General features: G+C 67.5%; 17 protein-coding genes. 9 read left to right on the forward strand and 8 right to left on the reverse strand.

Annotation, left to right across the window (positions count from 1 at the left end):
- The first annotated feature begins 115 nt into the window (after nt 1–115).
- Nucleotides 116–574 carry a MarR family winged helix-turn-helix transcriptional regulator gene (locus tag ACWC0C_RS18920; protein WP_449195045.1) on the forward strand — a complete coding sequence of 153 codons (459 nt, stop codon included), beginning with the start codon at nt 116–118 and terminating at the stop codon, nt 572–574.
- Between the two features lie 9 nt (nt 575–583).
- Nucleotides 584–1,036 (forward strand): N-acetyltransferase family protein, encoded by a 453-nt coding sequence (locus ACWC0C_RS18925; RefSeq protein WP_449195044.1) that lies wholly within the window; start codon nt 584–586, stop codon nt 1,034–1,036.
- A 72-nt stretch (nt 1,037–1,108) separates the two neighbouring features.
- Here the strand turns inward: ACWC0C_RS18925 and ACWC0C_RS18930 are convergent, their stop codons facing one another.
- Complete coding sequence (locus ACWC0C_RS18930; protein ID WP_450864913.1) at nt 1,109–2,494, reverse strand: serine hydrolase domain-containing protein; 1,386 nt, start codon at nt 2,492–2,494, stop codon at nt 1,109–1,111.
- Nucleotides 2,495–2,574: 80 nt separating this feature from the next.
- Nucleotides 2,575–4,053 (reverse strand): replicative DNA helicase, encoded by a 1,479-nt coding sequence (gene dnaB / locus ACWC0C_RS18935; RefSeq protein WP_449195042.1) that lies wholly within the window; start codon nt 4,051–4,053, stop codon nt 2,575–2,577.
- A gap of 482 nt (nt 4,054–4,535) precedes the next feature.
- Here dnaB and ACWC0C_RS18940 point away from each other — a divergent pair, with 482 nt between their 5' ends.
- Complete coding sequence (locus tag ACWC0C_RS18940; RefSeq protein WP_450864914.1) at nt 4,536–5,873, forward strand: MATE family efflux transporter; 1,338 nt, start codon at nt 4,536–4,538, stop codon at nt 5,871–5,873.
- A 150-nt stretch (nt 5,874–6,023) separates the two neighbouring features.
- Here ACWC0C_RS18940 and rplI read toward each other — a convergent pair whose 3' ends face one another.
- The 4 genes from rplI to rpsF all read right to left on the reverse strand — a co-directional run bounded on the left by rplI (nt 6,024) and on the right by rpsF (nt 7,710).
- On the reverse strand, nt 6,024–6,470 hold the full coding sequence (gene rplI / locus ACWC0C_RS18945; RefSeq protein WP_067000461.1) for a 50S ribosomal protein L9: 447 nt from the start codon (nt 6,468–6,470) through the stop codon (nt 6,024–6,026).
- 18 nt (nt 6,471–6,488) lie between these two features.
- Nucleotides 6,489–6,725, reverse strand: coding sequence for a 30S ribosomal protein S18 (rpsR, locus tag ACWC0C_RS18950; RefSeq protein WP_003949403.1), 237 nt, complete (start codon nt 6,723–6,725; stop codon nt 6,489–6,491).
- A gap of 41 nt (nt 6,726–6,766) precedes the next feature.
- Complete coding sequence (locus ACWC0C_RS18955) at nt 6,767–7,345, reverse strand: single-stranded DNA-binding protein (protein WP_363214108.1); 579 nt, start codon at nt 7,343–7,345, stop codon at nt 6,767–6,769.
- A gap of 74 nt (nt 7,346–7,419) precedes the next feature.
- Nucleotides 7,420–7,710: a 30S ribosomal protein S6 gene (rpsF, locus tag ACWC0C_RS18960; protein WP_003956532.1), complete on the reverse strand. Its 291-nt coding sequence runs from the start codon at nt 7,708–7,710 to the stop codon at nt 7,420–7,422.
- 271 nt (nt 7,711–7,981) lie between these two features.
- On the opposite strand from rpsF, the gene ACWC0C_RS18965 reads away from it, so the two are divergent.
- From ACWC0C_RS18965 to ACWC0C_RS18975, 3 genes are all read left to right on the forward strand, one after another.
- The gene (locus tag ACWC0C_RS18965) at nt 7,982–8,299 is read left to right on the forward strand and encodes a hypothetical protein (protein ID WP_449195040.1); all 318 of its coding nucleotides are present in this window, start codon (nt 7,982–7,984) and stop codon (nt 8,297–8,299) included.
- A 175-nt stretch (nt 8,300–8,474) separates the two neighbouring features.
- Entirely contained in the window at nt 8,475–9,596 is a 1,122-nt protein-coding gene (gene femX / locus ACWC0C_RS18970) for a peptidoglycan bridge formation glycyltransferase FemX (RefSeq protein WP_449195039.1), read from the forward strand.
- Nucleotides 9,597–9,679: 83 nt separating this feature from the next.
- Nucleotides 9,680–10,711 carry an alanine racemase gene (locus ACWC0C_RS18975; RefSeq protein ID WP_449195038.1) on the forward strand — a complete coding sequence of 344 codons (1,032 nt, stop codon included), beginning with the start codon at nt 9,680–9,682 and terminating at the stop codon, nt 10,709–10,711.
- 95 nt (nt 10,712–10,806) lie between these two features.
- Here the strand turns inward: ACWC0C_RS18975 and ACWC0C_RS18980 are convergent, their stop codons facing one another.
- Nucleotides 10,807–12,351, reverse strand: a complete 1,545-nt coding sequence (locus tag ACWC0C_RS18980) for a glycosyltransferase family 87 protein (protein WP_450864915.1) — start codon at nt 12,349–12,351, stop codon at nt 10,807–10,809.
- A 160-nt stretch (nt 12,352–12,511) separates the two neighbouring features.
- Here ACWC0C_RS18980 and ACWC0C_RS18985 point away from each other — a divergent pair, with 160 nt between their 5' ends.
- Nucleotides 12,512–12,949 carry a hypothetical protein gene (locus ACWC0C_RS18985; protein WP_449195036.1) on the forward strand — a complete coding sequence of 146 codons (438 nt, stop codon included), beginning with the start codon at nt 12,512–12,514 and terminating at the stop codon, nt 12,947–12,949.
- Between the two features lie 96 nt (nt 12,950–13,045).
- Here ACWC0C_RS18985 and ACWC0C_RS18990 read toward each other — a convergent pair whose 3' ends face one another.
- The gene (locus tag ACWC0C_RS18990; protein WP_450864916.1) at nt 13,046–15,724 is read right to left on the reverse strand and encodes a transglycosylase domain-containing protein; all 2,679 of its coding nucleotides are present in this window, start codon (nt 15,722–15,724) and stop codon (nt 13,046–13,048) included.
- Nucleotides 15,725–16,120: 396 nt separating this feature from the next.
- Here ACWC0C_RS18990 and ACWC0C_RS18995 point away from each other — a divergent pair, with 396 nt between their 5' ends.
- Together ACWC0C_RS18995 and ACWC0C_RS19000 are read left to right on the forward strand one after the other, a co-directional pair.
- Nucleotides 16,121–16,798, forward strand: a complete 678-nt coding sequence (locus ACWC0C_RS18995; RefSeq protein ID WP_449195034.1) for a helix-turn-helix transcriptional regulator — start codon at nt 16,121–16,123, stop codon at nt 16,796–16,798.
- 43 nt (nt 16,799–16,841) lie between these two features.
- On the forward strand, nt 16,842–17,924 hold the full coding sequence (locus ACWC0C_RS19000) for an inositol-3-phosphate synthase (protein ID WP_449195033.1): 1,083 nt from the start codon (nt 16,842–16,844) through the stop codon (nt 17,922–17,924).
- Nucleotides 17,925–17,926: the final 2 nt, after the last annotated feature.

The raw sequence follows: 17,926 nt of genomic DNA on the forward strand, positions 1-17,926 counted from the left end.
AGGAGCGCTTTGCGTGCGTTCACAATAGTTGCAGACGCGGGATATATGCAACCGCGCACTATTGCGGAGTTGCTCTATCCTTGAGGCAGCCGCTCCGGGACGGAGGAAAACGCCAATGACAGCGACGGACCCCGCGCTCACCGCCCTCGCGCAGGGCTGGTGCGCCCTCTCTGCGCTGCACGGAAGAATCGAGGCGCACATCGAGCGCGCCTTGCAGGCGAAGCACGACCTGAGCGTGCGCGAGTACTCCCTGCTCGATGTGCTGAGCCGCCAGCACGACGGCGAGGGCGGCCATCTGCAGATGAAGCAGGTCGCCGACGCGGTCGTCCTCAGCCAGAGCGCCACCACACGTCTGGTGACCCGACTCGAGGACCGCGGTCTGCTCGAGCGTTATCTGTGCCCCACCGACCGGCGCGGCATCTACACCAACGTCACCGAGGCAGGTCTGCGACTACTGAAGGAGGCGCGGCCCACCAATGACGCCGCCCTGCGCGAGGCCTTGGACGACGCCTCCAGAAACCCCGAACTTGCCCCGCTGGTCCAGGTCGTGGAGTCGTTGAACGTACCGGCATAGGGTGCGCGCATGGGAGATCTTGAAATACGGCATGCGACCGCCGACGACCTTCCGGCGATCGTCGCGATGCTCGCCGACGATCCGCTGGGCGCCCAGCGCGAGTCCCCCGAGGACATGACCCCGTACCGGGCCGCGCTGGAACGCCTGGAAGCCGACCCGAACCAGCACCTCGTCGTCGCCGTCCGCGAAGGCCGCGTGATCGGCACCCTCCAGCTCACCACCATTCCGGGCCTCTCCCACAAGGGGGCGACCCGTGCGCTGGTCGAGGCCGTCCGCATCCACGCGGATGAACGAGGCAGCGGGCTGGGCAGCCTGCTGATCGAGTGGGCGATCGACACGGCCCGTCAGCTGGAATGCCGGATGGTGCAGCTGACGTCCGACAAGTCACGCACCGATGCCCACCGCTTCTACGAACGGCTCGGCTTCAGCGCCACGCACGAAGGTTTCAAACTGCAGCTCTGACAGCGCTGCGGACCACGAGAACACCACAGGGGGTGTGTTTCACGTGAAACACACCCCCTGTCCCGTGGAGACCTAGCCGATGCCCCGCCACCCCTCGGGGTCCACTCCACCGGGGACTGGCGCCTCGGAGTCGTAGGGCTGCCGCGTGAACACGAACGAGCCGAGATCCAGATGGCTCAGGGATCCCTCCGGGCGCCGTACCGGCCGCAGCAGCTCTCCGGCGAAGTAGCCCTCCAAGCCCGTCCAGGTGCCGTCACCGTTCGAGCGGAAGCGGGCGCGCCGGCCGCTGCCGGTCAGCGGGGCGAGCGCGAGGAGGCCGTCGGCGGTCACTCGCAGGCCAAAGGCATTAGTCCCCCAGTACCACTGCCCCGCCAGCTCCAGGACCGCCGGGTCGACCTCGCGCAGCGGCCGCCAGGGCTTCGGGATCCTCGGCTCCGCCTCGGCGACGATCCGCACAAGGTCGGCACCCACCGCTCCCAGCAGCGGTCCGCTGGTGCAGTTGGCGAGCACCACCGCCGCAACGTCGTCCTCCACGCTGACGGTGAGGTTCGCCAGGAAGCCCGGCAGCGAACCGGAATGCCCGACCAGGAGCCGGCCGTCACGGCGCTGGATCTGCAGACCGAGGCCGTATGTGGCCCCGTCCAGCACGTCCGCCGCCTCGGCGGGTGCCGCGGGCGTGCGCATCTCCCGTACCGAATCCGCGCTCAGCACCCGGTCGTCCCCCGAGGCCAGAAACGCGGCGAACCGCGCCAGGTCCCCCGTGGTCGACCACAGCTGGCCGGCCGGTGCCATCCTGCCCAGGTCCTCCAGCGGCTCCGGCAGCATCGCGTCCGCCCATGGATGCACGGCCCATCCGCCGGCGTGCGGGGCCATTGGCTGCGTGCTCGTACGGTGCAGGCCGAGCGGTTCGAGGATCTCGCCGCGCAGCACCTCCTCCCAGGGAGCGCCCCGCAGCTCCTCCACGAGCGCGCCGAGCACGGTGTAGCCGGGGTTGGAGTAGTGGTGCCGCCGGCCGACGGGGTGCAGGAGGGGCTGCTCGCCGAGGACATCGCTCAGCTCCGGGCGCAGAGTGCCGGGGGTCCGCTCCCACCAGGGACCGGGCGACTCGGCCGCCAACCCGGCGGTGTGCGCGAGCAGTTCGGCGATCGTCGCCTCGCCCGCGCCGGTGCCCGGCAGATGCTTCTCCAGTGGATCGGCGAGGTCGAGCAGACCCTCGTCGCGCAGCCGCATCACGAGAACGGCGGTGAAGGTCTTGGTGATGGACCCGATCCGGTACTGCACGGTCTCGTCCGGCCCGTGCCCGTCCACCGAGGTCCGCGCCCCGTGCCATACGGCCTGCCCGTCCCGCACGACGGCCGCGACCAGCGAGGGCGCTCGCCCTTCGGCCTGTGCGACGGCGATCCGGTGCAGCAGGGCGCGGCGCGTTCCGGGGAGCAGCTCTTGCTGAGATGACGTCATGAGCCCAGTCCACCTGCTGTGACGACGGACGTCGAGTTCATTTACCCCGGCGGAAGCCGCCCTGCCCGGGCCGGGTCGGATCAGGTCTGGGCCATGTCCACGAAGCGGGAGTAGTGGCCCTGGAAAGCGACCGTGATCGTGGCCGTGGGGCCGTTTCGGTGCTTGGCCACGATCAGGTCGGCCTCGCCCGCGCGCGGGGACTCCTTCTCGTACGCGTCCTCGCGGTGCAGCAGGATGACCATGTCGGCGTCCTGCTCGATCGAGCCCGACTCACGAAGGTCGGAGACCATCGGCTTCTTGTCGGTGCGCTGCTCGGGGCCACGGTTGAGCTGGGAGAGCGCGATGACCGGGATCTCCAGCTCCTTGGCGAGCAGCTTGAGGTTACGGGACATGTCCGAGACCTCCTGCTGACGGCTCTCGGCGCGCTTGGAGCCGCCGGACTGCATCAGCTGGAGGTAGTCGATGACGACCAGCTTCAGGTCGTTGCGCTGCTTCAGGCGCCGGCACTTGGCGCGGATCTCCATCATCGACAGGTTCGGGGAGTCGTCGATGTAGAGCGGTGCGGCCGAGACATCCGGCATGCGGCGTGCCAGCCGGGTCCAGTCCTCGTCGGTCATCGTGCCGGACCGCATGTGGTGCAGGGCGACCCGAGCCTCGGCGGACAGCAGACGCATCGCGATCTCGTTGCGGCCCATTTCGAGCGAGAAGATGACGCTCGGCAGGTTGTGCTTGATGGAGGCGGCCCGTGCGAAGTCCAGCGCGAGCGTCGACTTACCCATGGCGGGGCGGGCCGCGATGACGATCATCTGGCCCGGGTGCAGACCGTTCGTCAGCGAGTCGAAGTCGGTGAAGCCGGTGGGCACACCGGTCATCTCGCCGCTGCGCGAGCCGATCGCCTCGATCTCGTCGAGGGCGCCCTCCATGATGTCGCCGAGCGGCAGATAGTCCTCGCTGGTGCGCTGCTCGGTGACGGCGTAGATCTCGGCCTGGGCGCGGTTGACGATCTCGTCCACGTCGCCGTCGGCCGCGTATCCCATCTGTGTGATGCGCGTACCGGCTTCGACCAGGCGGCGCAGCACCGCCCGCTCGTGGACGATCTCCGCGTAGTACTCGGCGTTGGCCGCCGTCGGCACGGTCTGGACGAGGCTGTGCAGATACGCGGCGCCGCCGACCTTGTTGATCTCACCGCGCTTGGTGAGCTCGGCGGCGATGGTGATCGGGTCGGCCGGCTCACCCTTGGCGTAGACGTCCAGGATCGCCTGGTAGATCGTCTCGTGCGCGGGCTTGTAGAAGTCGTGGCCCTTGAGGATCTCGACGACGTCGGCGATGGCGTCCTTGGACAGCAGCATGCCGCCGAGCACAGACTGCTCGGCGTCCAGGTCCTGCGGTGGCACCCGCTCGAAGGAAGAGCCCCCCTCGTCCCAGGAAGCGTTTTCCCGGCCCCGGTCGTGCTGTTCGTCACGGCCCCGGCCGCCGTCACCGCGTCGCCGGGAGGCAGGCAGACGATCACTGGGTCCGGCATCGGCCCACGGATCGTCCAAGGGCTCGGAAATGCTCACCGAGCCACCTCCTCCCGTCCGCGCGGCGGACCTCGCCGTGTCCTCTTTTGTACGGCACGACACTGACAAATGAGAGGCCCAACTCCGGTTCTGACGCGGCGGTTCTATGCCGATTCCAGGACCGAGTGAAGGACACCTTCCCGGGCCTGGGAAAGGAGCGGGCGCCGGACAACGGTAGGCCCCTCGGCAGCGTCAGCCAATCTGGTTATCCACAGGCCATGTGGACGACGGCCCGGATGCTGTGGAGAACTCACGGAAACCTGTGCACGACCCGGTGGACAGCCCTGTGAACAAGACCTCCGCCCCACCCACCGGATCATCTTGACCTGCAGGTTTACCGTCCACCGGCTGTGCAGAAGAAAAACTTCCCCGGTCGGGCCAAGATCGCTTCGAACGGTGCACGAAAGGACACGTCCCGAGCGAAGAGGTAAGGGTCAGTCAGCGATTGCATCTCTTACCTGTGGACGATTAGATTAGTGCTCATGACACAGGCTCCCGCGATACCCAGGGCCACCCCTCGGCGGCACGACAGAGAGATCGTGGCGCTGGCCGTCCCGGCCTTCGGCGCGCTCGTCGCCGAGCCCCTCTTCGTCATGGCGGACAGTGCCATCGTCGGACACCTCGGCACCGCTCAGCTCGCCGGCCTCGGCATCGCCTCGGCTCTCCTCACCACCGCGGTGAGCGTCTTCGTCTTCCTCGCCTACGCCACCACCGCCGCCGTGGCCCGGCGCGTCGGTGCCGGCGATCTGCAGGGCGCCATTCGCCAGGGTATGGACGGCATCTGGCTGGCGCTGCTGCTCGGCATCTCTGTCATCGCCGTAGTCCTTCCACTGGCCCGCGGCATCGTGGACCTCTTCGGCGCCTCCACGACCGCGGCCCCCTACGCCACAACGTATCTGCGCATCTCCGCTCTGGGCATCCCGGCCATGCTCATCGTCCTCGCCGCGACGGGAGTGCTCCGCGGGCTGCAGAACACCAGGAGCCCCCTCTACGTCGCTGTCGCGGGATTCGTCGCCAACGGCGCACTCAATGCGGGACTCGTCTACGGCGCCGGGCTGGGCATAGCCGGTTCGGCCTGGGGCACGGTCATCGCCCAGTGCGGGATGGCGGCCGTCTATCTGACCGTGGTCGTCCGCGGGGCGCATCGCCACGGAGCCTCGCTACGGCCGGACGCCGCCGGCATCCGGGCCTCGGCCCAGGCGGGTGTCCCCCTTCTGGTCCGCACACTGTCCCTGCGGGCGATCCTGATGATCGCCACGGCGGTCGCGGCCCATCTGGGCGACGCCGATATCGCCGCCCACCAGATCATCCTGTCCCTGTGGAGCCTGCTGGCCTTCGCACTCGACGCGATAGCGATCGCGGGCCAGGCCATCATCGGCCGCTGTCTTGGCGCGGAGGACGCCCAAGGAGCGCGTGAGGCTTGCCGCCGCATGGTCCACTGGGGCATCGCGACCGGTGTCGTCCTCGGTCTGCTCGTCGTGGCCGCCCGTCCGCTCTTTCTGCCGCTGTTCACCGGTGACTCCGTGGTCAAGGACACGGCCCTGCCCGCCCTGCTGATGGTGGCGCTCTCGCAACCCATCTGCGGGATGGTCTTCGTGCTGGACGGAGTCCTGATGGGCGCCGGCGACGGGTCGTACCTGGCCGGGGCCATGCTTGTCACCCTGGCGGTGTTCGCTCCGATCGCCCTGCTCATCCCCGCCCTCGGCGGTGGGCTCACCGCGCTGTGGGCTGCGATGACGCTGATGATGACCGTCCGCATGCTGACCCTGTGGCTGCGCACTCGCTCGGGCCGCTGGATCGTCACGGGCGCCACCCGCTGAACAGATCGGCACAGTCGCGCCGCCGCGGTTTCACGTGAAACATGCGGGGCTGGGCGCAGCGCATGCCGGCGCCGAACGCGAAGAGGGGCCGCCCCGCAAGGGACGGCCCCTCTCTCAGCTGCTCAAGCGAGCGCAGCGATCACGCGGCGATCAGGCCGCGACGACCTCGATGTTGACCTTGGCGGCAACCTCGGGGTGCAGACGCACGGACGTCTCGTGGGCGCCCAGGGTCTTGATCGGAGCAGACAGCTCGATGCGGCGCTTGTCGACCTCGGGGCCACCGGAAGCCTTGATCGCGGACGCGATGTCGGCCGGGGTGACGGAACCGAAGAGACGGCCGGCGTCGCCCGAGCGGACGGCCAGGCGGACCTTGACGCCCTCGAGCTGGGCCTTCACAGCGTTGGCCTGCTCGATGGTCTGGATCTCGTGGATCTTGCGAGCGCGACGGATCTGCTCGACGTCCTTCTCGCCGCCCTTGGTCCAGCGGATAGCGAACTTCCGCGGGATCAGGTAGTTGCGAGCGTAACCGTCCTTGACGTCGACGACGTCGCCGGCGGCACCGAGGCCGGAGACCTCGTGGGTGAGGATGATCTTCATGTGTCGGTCACCCTTCCCTTAGCGCGCGGTGGACGTGTAGGGCAGCAGCGCCATCTCACGGCTGTTCTTGACGGCCGTGGCGACGTCACGCTGGTGCTGCGTGCAGTTGCCGGTCACGCGGCGGGCACGGATCTTGCCGCGGTCGGAAATGAACTTCCGCAGCATGTTCGTGTCCTTGTAGTCCACGTACGTGACCTTGTCCTTGCAGAAAGCGCAGACCTTCTTCTTCGGCTTGCGCACAGGCGGCTTCGCCATGGTGTATCTCCTGTGTGATCAAGAAGGGGGGATGCGAGCCCTTAGAAGGGGGGCTCGTCCGAGTAGCCGCCACCGCCGCCGGAGCCTCCGCCCCAGCCGCCGCCACCCTGGTTGCCACCGGCGGGAGCGCCGGTCGCCCACGGGTCGTCGGCCGGAGCGCCGCCGCCCTGCTGGCCGCCACCGGGGCCTGAGCCCCAGCCGCCGCCACCCTGGCCGCCACCGCCGCCGTAACCGCCCTGGCCACCGCGAGCGCCACCGGCGGTCTTGGTGACCTTGGCCGTGGCGTTGCGCAGGCTGGGGCCGACTTCCTCGACGTCCAGCTCGTAGACCGTGCGCTTGACGCCCTCGCGGTCCTCGTAGGACCGCTGCTTCAGCCGGCCCTGCACGATGACGCGCATGCCTCGCTGGAGCGACTCGGCGACGTTCTCCGCCGCCTGACGCCAGACCGAGCAGGTCAGGAACAGGCTCTCGCCGTCCTTCCACTCGTTCGTCTGGCGGTCGAAGGTGCGGGGAGTGGACGCGACGCGGAACTTCGCGACCGCCGCACCGGACGGGGTGAAGCGCAGCTCGGGGTCGTCGACAAGATTGCCGATGACCGTGATGACGGTCTCGCCTGCCATGGGGAACCTCTCGGCGGGTTTGCTCTGGCTGCTTGCTTGCTACTCGAAACCCGAGATCAGCTGAGCGGGGAAGCTCAGTGGGTCTCGGGGCGGAGGACCTTGGTCCGGAGGACCGACTCGTTCAGGTTCATCTGGCGGTCGAGCTCCTTCACGACCGCAGGCTCGGCCTGCAGGTCGATGACCGAGTAGATGCCCTCGGGCTTCTTCTTGATCTCGTACGCGAGACGACGACGGCCCCAGGTGTCGACCTTCTCCACCTTGCCGTTGCCCTCACGGACGACGGAGAGGAAGTTCTCGATCAGGGGGGCGACAGCGCGCTCCTCCAGATCGGGGTCGAGGATGACCATCACCTCGTAGTGACGCATGTGGAACCCACCTCCTTTGGACTCAGCGGCCACGGTCGTTCCGTGGCAGGAGGGTTGTGATGCGTACGCAACGGTATCGGCCACCACTGACAATCGGGGTCCCGGAGGGTTCCCGCAGTGTTACCTGGGCAGGGGTGGGCAGACACCGGTGCAGACGGTACAGACTACCCGCACACCCGCTTCCGGTTGAAATCCGGCCGTGAGGACCGTCACTCTGTACACGTCGGGTGTGTACGGCGCTACTATGCGCCGCCTTCCGCAGGAGGTGCCCATGGCACAGGCTTTGCATCCCACCGTCGCCGGTTCCCTCTTCGCCACGGACGGCAAGCGCCGTCCGCTTCAGGACGCGCTCATGGCGGGCACGCTCGTGCTCGGCCTGTTGTCCTTCATCACGTCCTTCTTCCACGGCCTCCACCTGCTGACGTCCTGGACGGGCCTGGTGGGGCTCGCTGTCGGTATCTACGGGCAGTGGATCTCGGTGACCACGCGGGAGCGCTTCGGCCTGATCCTGGGTCTCGGCGCCGCGGGGGTCGGTTTCATGATCGGCATGGCGCACGGCGGACTGTTCGGCGGGCTGATCGGCAGCTGACCGCCGGCCGTCCGCCCGGCACCCTTCGCACCCCACGGACCGCCCCGGTCGTCCATCCGGCCGGGGCCAAGGTCCGTACGCCCAGTCGGGGCGCTCGGACGGCGCAGTAGGCTTCGGCGCGAGAGCCGGAGCCCCTGTACCCATGGGGACACACCAGCCCGAGGAGCGCCCCGACATGAGCCTGACCCTGAGGACCATCAGCCGCGAGCAACATCTGGCCTACATCCAGAGCCTGCCGTCGGCGAGCCACATGCAGGTCCCGGCCTGGGCCGATGTGAAGGCGGAGTGGCGTTCGGAGAACCTCGGCTGGTTCGACGACCGCACCGGCGAGATGGTCGGCGCGGGCCTGGTCCTCTACCGCCAGCTGCCCAAGATCAAGCGCTACCTCGCCTATCTCCCCGAGGGCCCGGTCATCAACTGGTTCGCGCCGAATCTGGACGACTGGATCCAGCCGATGCTGGCGCACCTGAAACAGCAGGGCGCGTTCTCCGTGAAGATGGGCCCGCCGGTGATCATCCGGCGCTGGAACGCCGAGACCATCAAGAAGGGCATCCAGGACCAGGACGTCAAGCGTCTGCGCGACCTGGAGGCCGACTTCATCGAGCCGCGCGCCTTCGAAGTGGCGGACAAGCTGCGCCGTATGGGCTGGCAGCAGGGCGAGGACGGCGGCGCCGGCTTCGGCGACGTGCAGCCGCGCTACGTCTACCAGGTGCCGCTGGCCAACCGCTCCCTGGAAGAGGTCCACAAGAACTTCAACCAGCTGTGGCGGCGCAACATCAAGAAGGCCGAGAAGGCCGGCGTCGAGGTCGTACAGGGCGGCTACCAGGACCTGGCCGAGTGGCAGCGGCTGTACGAGATCACGGCTGTGCGCGACCACTTCCGGCCCCGCCCGCTGTCGTACTTCCAGCGCATGTGGACGGCCCTCAACACCGAGGACCCGAACCGGATGCGGCTGTATTTCGCCCGCCACAACGGCGTGAACCTTTCGGCAGCGACGATGCTGATCGTCGGCGGACACGTCTGGTACTCCTACGGCGCCTCCGACAACATCGGCCGTGAGGTCCGGCCCTCGAACGCGATGCAGTGGCGGATGCTGCGCGACGCCTACGCGCTCGGTGCCACCGTCTACGACCTGCGCGGCATCTCGGACTCGCTGGACGAGACGGACCACCTGTTCGGCCTGATCCAGTTCAAGGTCGGCACCGGCGGTCAGGCAGCCGAGTACCTCGGCGAGTGGGACTTCCCGCTGAACAAGCTGCTCCACAAGGCGCTCGACATCTACATGTCGCGCCGCTGAGCCGCGGGCGTTTGATTCGATAGGCTCCACAGTTTTCACAGCTCTGATACACCGCAGCCACGAGAAAGGTTCCGGGTCCGGCCATGGCGCTCACGCTCTACGTCGACACCGCGCGCTGGCGGGCGCACCACAAGCACGTGCAGGAGCAGTTCCCGGGTCTCGTCCCGGTCTGCAAGGGCAACGGCTACGGCTTCGGGCACGAACGGCTGGCGGAGGAGGCCACGCGGTTGGGCGCGGACCTGCTCGCGGTCGGCACGACATACGAGGCCGCGCGCATCAAGGACTTCTTCGGCGGTGACCTGCTGGTGCTGACGCCGTACCGGCGCGGCGAGGAGCCCGTGCCGCTGCCCGACCGGGTGGTGCGCTCCGTGTCCTCGGTCGACGGCGTATACGGCCTCGTGGGCGCGCGCGTCGTCATCGAGGTGATGTCCTCGATGAAGCGTCACGGCATCAGCGAGCAGGACCTGCCCCAGCTGCACCAGGCCATAGAGAACGTCCGGCTGGAGGGCTTCGCCATCCATCTGCCGCTGGACCGCACCGACGGATCGGACGCCGTCGAGGAAGTCATCGGCTGGATGGACCGGCTGCGCGCGGCCCGGCTGCCGCTGCACACGATGTTCGTCAGCCACCTCAAGGCCGATGAACTCGCCCGGCTCCAGCAGCAGTTCCCGCAGACCCGGTTCCGCGCCCGGATCGGCACGCGGCTGTGGCTGGGGGACCACGAGGCCACCCAGTACCGCGGTGCCGTCCTGGACGTCACGCGTGTGTCCAGGGGCGACCGGTTCGGCTACCGGCAGCAGAAGGCGGCCTCCGACGGCTTCCTGGTCGTCGTGGCGGGCGGAACGTCGCACGGGGTGGGCCTGGAGGCGCCGAAGGCCCTGCACGGCGTCATGCCACGCGCCAAGGGCGTCGCTCGGGCCGGCCTCGCCACGGTCAACCGGAACCTTTCTCCGTTCGTCTGGGGCGGCAAGCAGCGCTGGTTCGCAGAGCCGCCGCACATGCAGGTGTCGATCCTGTTCGTCCCCTCGGACGCCCCGGAGCCGCAGGTGGGCGACGAGCTGGTGGCCCATCTGCGGCACACCACCACGCAGTTCGACCGGCTCGTGGACAGCTGAGCCCGGACCGGAACAGGGAGAAGGCCGTACCCGCAGGACGCGGGTACGGCCTTCTTCATGTGGCCTTCTTCATGACCTTCCGACGGTGCGTTCGCTCACAGCGAACGGTCCTCGAGGGAGGGCGGGACCGGCCTGCCCCAGTCCACCTGAGGTCCCTCGAAGTGGGCGGCGTGCCGCGGCGGATGGGCCGCGGCGCCGAGCACGAAGGCGTCCTGCGCGCCGTCGAGCACCCCGCCCGAGGGGTCGTCGTCGCCCGACCGCCGCACCACGTCCCGCTCCGGCATGAGGATGTCCCGTACGACGACGGCGCACAGGTACAGCGTGCCCGCCAGGTGCAGCACGATCGTCCAGTGATAGCCCTGCGTCGGCAGGCCCTTGTGGGCGTCTCCGCTGGTCGTGTAGGCGAGGTACATCCAGATGCCCAGGAAGTACGCCAGCTCGCCCGCCTGCCAGATCAGCAGGTCCCGCCACTTGGGCCGGGCGAGGACCGCCAGCGGCACCAGCCACAGCACGTACTGCGGGGAGTAGACCTTGTTGGTGAGGATGAAGGCCGCCACGATCAGGAAGGCCAGCTGGGCGAAGCGCGGCCGGCGCGGGGCGGTGAACGTCAGCGCGGCGATGCCGAGGAAACACAGCACCACCAGCACCATGGCCGTGGCGTTCACGAAGCCGGTGCCGGGCGGGTTGCTGGAGTTCTGCGCCCAGATCAGCCAGAACGAGCCGAAGTCGACGCCCCGTTCCTGGCTGAACGTGTAGAACTTCGACCAGCCCTGGAAGGCGAAGAGCATCACCGGCGCGTTCACCAGGAACCAGGCGATCGCCGCGCCGGCCACGGCCTGGGCGTACTCACGCCACTTGCCGGCCCGCCAGCACAGCACGAGCAGCGGGCCCAGCAGGAACACGGGGTAGAGCTTGGCGGCCGTGGCGAGGCCCAGGAGGACACCGAAGGCGACGGGACGGCTCCGGGACCACATCAGCATCGCGGCGGCCGTGAGCGCCACCGCCAGCAGGTCCCAGTTGATGGTCGCGGTGAGCATGAAGGCGGGTGCCAGGGCCACCAGCAGGCCGTCCCAGGGACGACGGCGGTGGGTGCGGGCCACGCAGACGGCGATGACGGCCGCGCACACCATCAGCATGCCGGCGTTGACGAACCAGTACCACTGCTCCTGGCGCTGGATGGTGCCGCTGTGCGGGGTCAGCCAGGACGCCACCTCCATGAACACACCGGTCAGCACCGGGTATTCGAGGTAGCTCATGCCGCCGGACATGTCGTCCGGGAGCCTGTCGAAGTACGGCACGAGGTGGTCGGCGAACCCGCGGCCCTGGTAGAGGTGCGGGATGTCCGAGTAGCAGGCGTGCGTGTACTGGCTGCTCGCGCCGAAGAACCAGGCACTGTGGTAGCAGGGCGCCTTCTGGACGAGGCCGAGGGCGAACATGCCGATCGCCACGAGCGCCACAATCCGTACGGGGGTCCACCAGGAGGTCCCGAGCAGGGCACGCCGCCCCAGGGGACCACCGATCAGCTCACTGCCGGCCCGGGCGATCTCGTCCTCACTGGTCGGTCGCACCGGTTCTGCCACGGCGGGCCGCACGCGATCGGGCTCGTACATGCTCGCGGGCGTCATCTCTGCACTGGGCATGGGGGACATCCTGCCGCATTGGGCTGTGCGCGTCGCGAGGCCTGGACCCCTTCAGAGCTCCTCATCCCAATAGTGAACTTTGTTCATCTTGCTGCTGTCCATCGAGGCAAGATAGTTTCATCACCGGGTATTGACCAACCCAAAAAAGAGGGGGTAAGCGATGAAGAAGACAAGAATCGGACTACCTGTCGCCATTTCAGCTCTGCTTGTGGGATTCGCGGCCAGTCCGTCTCAGGCCGCCACGCAGCACTATGCAAGCTGCTTCACCAGTCCGGCAGGCGCCTCGGGTTCCGTTGCGACCAGTGGCTGGGACTACAACGACAGAAGCATCCCGAGTCTTGTCATGAAGGTGTACGACGAGGCTTCGGACGGAAATGAAGTCAAGATAAGACTGGTAGCGTCGTACGCGGATACGTACAGCTATTTCCCGTGGCACTCCGACTATGACGGATACGGCACCTACAAGGAGTTCGACAGCTCCGTACCCAAGGGCGGAAACATCTTCGACGTCGGAATTCAAGTTGCCGTGTACAACGGAAGCAAGCAGATACGTCACTGCACGAAGTGGGTTTCCGGTTCCACGAAGGATCCGTCCTAGTTTTTCGGCAGTCCGAAAAACGGCAGTCACAGAAAAGCGCGGAGGCCGGTGTCCGGCACCTGAAAGGGTGTCGGACACCGGCCTCCGGCCGTTCGGTCAGCCTGTCGGCCCGCCGAAGATGCCTCCATTGCCATTGCCACGGGTGTTACCGCCGTTGCCGGTCGTATCCGTGACGCTGGGCGACGGATCGGTGCCTCCGGTGGTGCCGCCCGTGTCCGTGCCGCCGTTACCGTTGCCGTTGCCGTTGCAGGGGTTGCCCCAGCTCCACTGGCAGGTGTCGCTCGCCGACGGGGACGGAGACGGGGACGCCGGGCTGGGGCTTGGGCTCGGCGAGCTGCTCGGCGTCTGGCTCGGCGTGATGGTCACGCTCGGGGTCGGGGACGGGGCACCGGCCTCGTCCTGGACCTTGCCGATCTCGGTGGCCTGCGGGAAGCCGAGGTCGTTCTGCCCCTTCAGGGCATCCTGCATGTACTCGGTCCACACCAGCGTCGGAATGTCACCACCGTGGATCGAGTCCTTGCCCGCCGTGCCGTTCATGGAGAGCAGTTTGTGATCCTTGGGGTTCTCGCGGAACATCGCCACCGAGGTCGACAGCTGCCGCGTGTAGCCCACGAACCAGGCCGACTTGTTCTTGTCGGTGGTACCGGTCTTGCCCGCCGCCGTACGGCCGAGGGCCTTGGCGTTCTGACCCGTACCGTTCTGGATCACGTTCTGCAGAACGTCCGTGACGTTGTTGGCGATGTTGGGGTCCATCGCCTCCTTGGGGCTGGGCTTGGGCTTGGTGAAGCTGGGCGCGTCCGCGCCGTTCGTCTTCACGGCCGTCACCGAGTACGGGTCCGTCTGCTTGCCGGACGCGGCGAACGTGGCGTAGGCGTCCGCCATGCGGATCGCGCTGGGGGTCGACGTACCGATCGCGAAGGACGGGTTGAGGTCCTGCGACATGCTCTGGCCGAGGATGCCGGCCGACCTGGCCACGTCTCGTACGTGCGTCATCCCCACATCGACGCCGAGCTGCACGAACGGCGTGTTGATGGACTGCTCCATCGCCTTGCGGAGGGTGATGTAGCCCCAGGGGTGAGGAGTCTCGTTGTTCTGGTAGAAGGTCGAGTTGTCCTTGTTGAGGTAGAAGGACCCATCCGGCTTCATGACCTTGAGATGGTCATTGCCGTTGTACTTGCTCAGTGGCGAGATCCCGGCGCCGTCCGACTTGTACGTCCCGTACTCCATGGCCGCGGCCAGAACGAACGGCTTCCACGTCGAACCGACGGGGACACCCGAGGTGTCCGCGTTGTTGGTGAAGTGACCGTTCTCGTAGCCGTCACCGCCGTAGAGAGCGACGATCCTGCCGTCGTCGGGCTTCACCGAGGCCGCACCGAACTGCACGTACTTGTCCAGGTCACGGTGCTTCGGGTCGAGGCGTTGCGCTTGGACCTTCTTCACGGCCGCGGACAAGGCGTTGACCTTGCCCTTATCGAACGTCGTGTAGATCTGGTAGCCACCGCGGTCGAACTGTGCCTCCGTGATGTCGGAGTGCGCGAGGACGTATTTCTTCGCCGTGTCCGCCAGGTAGCTGATCTGGCCGTTCATGCCCCTGGTCGCCTTGCGGCCGTCGGGCATGGGGTAATGCGCCTTGGCTTCCTGGTACTGGGTGTCGCTCAGGTGGTGATCGTTGTGCATCTGCTCGAGGATCCAGCCCCAGCGTTCCATCGAGCGCTTCTTGTTGGCATCCGGGGTCGCCGACTGGTCGAGGTCCGCGTTGCCCGCCGGGTCGAAGTACGTCGGGCCCTTGAGCAGCGCCGCGAGGACCGCGCATTCGCCCGGCTTGAGGTCCACCGCGTTCTTGCCGTAGTACGTCTGCGCGGCCGCCTGGATGCCGTACGCGCCCCGGCCGAAGTACGAGGTGTTCAGGTAGCCCTGCAGGATCTGCTTCTTGTCGAGCTTCGTCCCCACCTTGATGGAGATGAACATCTCCTTGAACTTACGGGTGAGGGTCTGCTGCTGGCTCAGGTACGTGTTCTTCACGTACTGCTGCGTGATCGTGGAACCACCCTGGGTCTGGCCGCCCCGTGCCATGTTGAGCACGGCGCGCGCGATGCCCATGGGGTCGACGCCCGAGTCCTGGTAGAAGCTCTTGTTCTCGGCCGAGATCACGGCCCACTGCATGGCCTCGGGAATCTGGTCGATGCTGACGTTCTGCCGGTTGACGCCGGTGCCCGTGGCCACCATCTGCTGGCCGTTGGCCCAGTAGTAGACGTTGTTCTGGGACTTGGCCGCGTCGTTCTCGTTGGGGATCGAGACCATCGCGTAGCTGACGCCTACCAGCGCCACCAGGCTGCCGACGAAACCGATGAACAGCCCGGAGACGAGCTTCCAGGACGGCACCCAGCGGCGCCAGCCGTACTTTCCGGCTCGGGGATAGTCGATGAACCGCTTCTTGCCAGGAGCGGTCGACGCACGGCCTCTGCCGCGCCCGGGACCGGTCGGGCCGCCCGGAGCGCCGCGCCGGCCGCCTGGGCCCGCGTCGTCGGCGCCCTTGCGGCGGCTGCCTCTCTGCGCCGCCCGGCGGGCCTCTGCGCGGCCGCTGTAGGGGCGCTCTTCACCTCCCGGACCATTGGAACCCGACCCATAGGAACTGGACCCATAGGAGTCGGCTGAGGACCCGGTGGCGCCTCGCGGTGCCGCGCGGCGACCGGAGGACGAGCCGGACTGGCCGCGTCGGGCCGCGGCACGTCCGCCTCCCTGCGGCTGCGGCGGTTTGCGACGGTGCTCGCTCATCGAACGATTACTCCTCGGGCAGGCGCACCCTTGCGCGCCTGGAACGGCGGCTGGTTTCCGGTCCCCCCGAAGTACGGATGTGGTCGGTCCTGCATTCACCCGTACTGCACCGGGGACGACGACGCTCCCCGGGCGTCACTTGGTTCCCGGTGGATTGCATGCCGCACAGACTACGCACCACCAAAACCCACCGAGCCCCGAAGTTCACCCCAAAACAGGCAACCCGCCCCGTATGAATCGGTGATGTGATCCCGTTCACCACCGTCCCTCTTGTCGCCTGCGGGAGGCCGTTCTATCGTCTTGATGTATCGAGTCGATACATCAGCGCGACATAAAGACGCTGAGCGGCACTGCGAGACCCGCGTGAGCGATCAGCGGGACCGAGAGGAGGCGACGATGAGCCGACGTTCCGGCATCCTCGAGTTCGCCGTGCTCGGCCTGCTGCGCGAGTCCCCGATGCACGGCTACGAGCTGCGCAAACGCCTCAACACGTCCCTGGGTGTGTTCCGCGCGTTCAGCTACGGAACCCTCTATCCCTGCCTCAAGACGCTGGTCGCCAACGGCTGGTTGATCGAGGAGCCGGGCAGCACCCACGAGGACGCCGCTCCCCTCGCCGGACGCCGAGCGAAGATCGTGTACCGATTGACGGCAGAAGGTAAGGAGCACTTCGAGCAGCTGCTCTCGCAGACCGGCCCCGACGCGTACGAGGACGAGCATTTCGCCGCACGCTTCGCGTTCTTCGGGCAGACCTCGCGCGATGTTCGCATGCGCGTACTGGAGGGCCGGCGCAGCCGCCTGGAGGAGCGCCTGGAGAAGATGCGCGCCTCCCTGGCGCGCACGCGGGAGCGCCTCGACGACTACACACTCGAGCTCCAGCGCCACGGGATGGAGTCCGTGGAGCGCGAAGTGCGCTGGCTGAACGAGCTCATCGAGAGCGAGCGGGCCGGGCGGGACCTGAAGGGTTCCGCGTCCGGGGAGTCCGCTCAGCAGGACACCACCAATGGATCGACGGGCGGCCTGCCCCGTCCCGGGGACACCCCCCGGACGGATACGCCCGGAGACACCGCCACGTGAGACCCACACAGGGCCTCACTCGTACACACAGGGAGCAACCGGAATGGGTTCGGTTCGCGTAGCCATCGTCGGCGTGGGCAACTGCGCCGCGTCGCTGGTGCAGGGAGTCGAGTACTACAAGGACGCCGACCCGGCGTCCAAGGTCCCCGGCCTGATGCACGTGCAGTTCGGTGACTACCACGTGCGCGACATCGAGTTCGTCGCCGCGTTCGACGTCGACGCCAAGAAGGTCGGCCTCGACCTCGCGGACGCGATCGGCGCCTCCGAGAACAACACCATCAAGATCTGCGACGTGCCCAGCACCGGTGTCACCGTCCAGCGCGGCCACACCCTCGACGGCCTCGGCAAGTACTACCGCCTCACCATCGAGGAGTCCGCCGAGGAGCCGGTCGACGTCGTCCAGATCCTCAAGGACAAGCAGGTCGACGTCCTGGTCTGCTACCTGCCGGTCGGCTCCGAGGACGCGGCGAAGTTCTACGCCCAGTGCGCCATCGACGCCAAGGTCGCCTTCGTCAACGCCCTCCCGGTCTTCATCGCCGGCACCAAGGAGTGGGCGGACAAGTTCACCGAGGCCGGCGTGCCGATCGTCGGTGACGACATCAAGTCCCAGGTCGGCGCCACCATCACGCACCGCGTCATGGCGAAGCTGTTCGAGGACCGCGGTGTACGCCTCGAGCGCACCATGCAGCTGAACGTCGGCGGCAACATGGACTTCAAGAACATGCTCGAGCGTGACCGCCTGGAGTCCAAGAAGATCTCCAAGACGCAGGCCGTGACCTCCCAGATCCGGGACCGGGAACTGGGCGACAAGAACGTCCACATCGGCCCGTCCGACTACGTCGCCTGGCTGGACGACCGCAAGTGGGCCTACGTCCGCCTCGAGGGCCGTGCCTTCGGCGAGGTCCCGCTGAACCTGGAGTACAAGCTCGAGGTGTGGGACTCCCCGAACTCCGCCGGCATCATCATCGACGCCCTGCGCGCCGCGAAGATCGCCAAGGACCGCGGTATCGGCGGTCCGGTCCTGTCGGCGTCCTCCTACTTCATGAAGTCCCCGCCGGTTCAGTACTTCGACGACGAGGCCCGCGAGAACGTCGAGAAGTTCATCCGCGGCGAGGTCGAGCGCTAGAC

Source organism: Streptomyces sp. NPDC001709, from assembly GCF_053596375.1.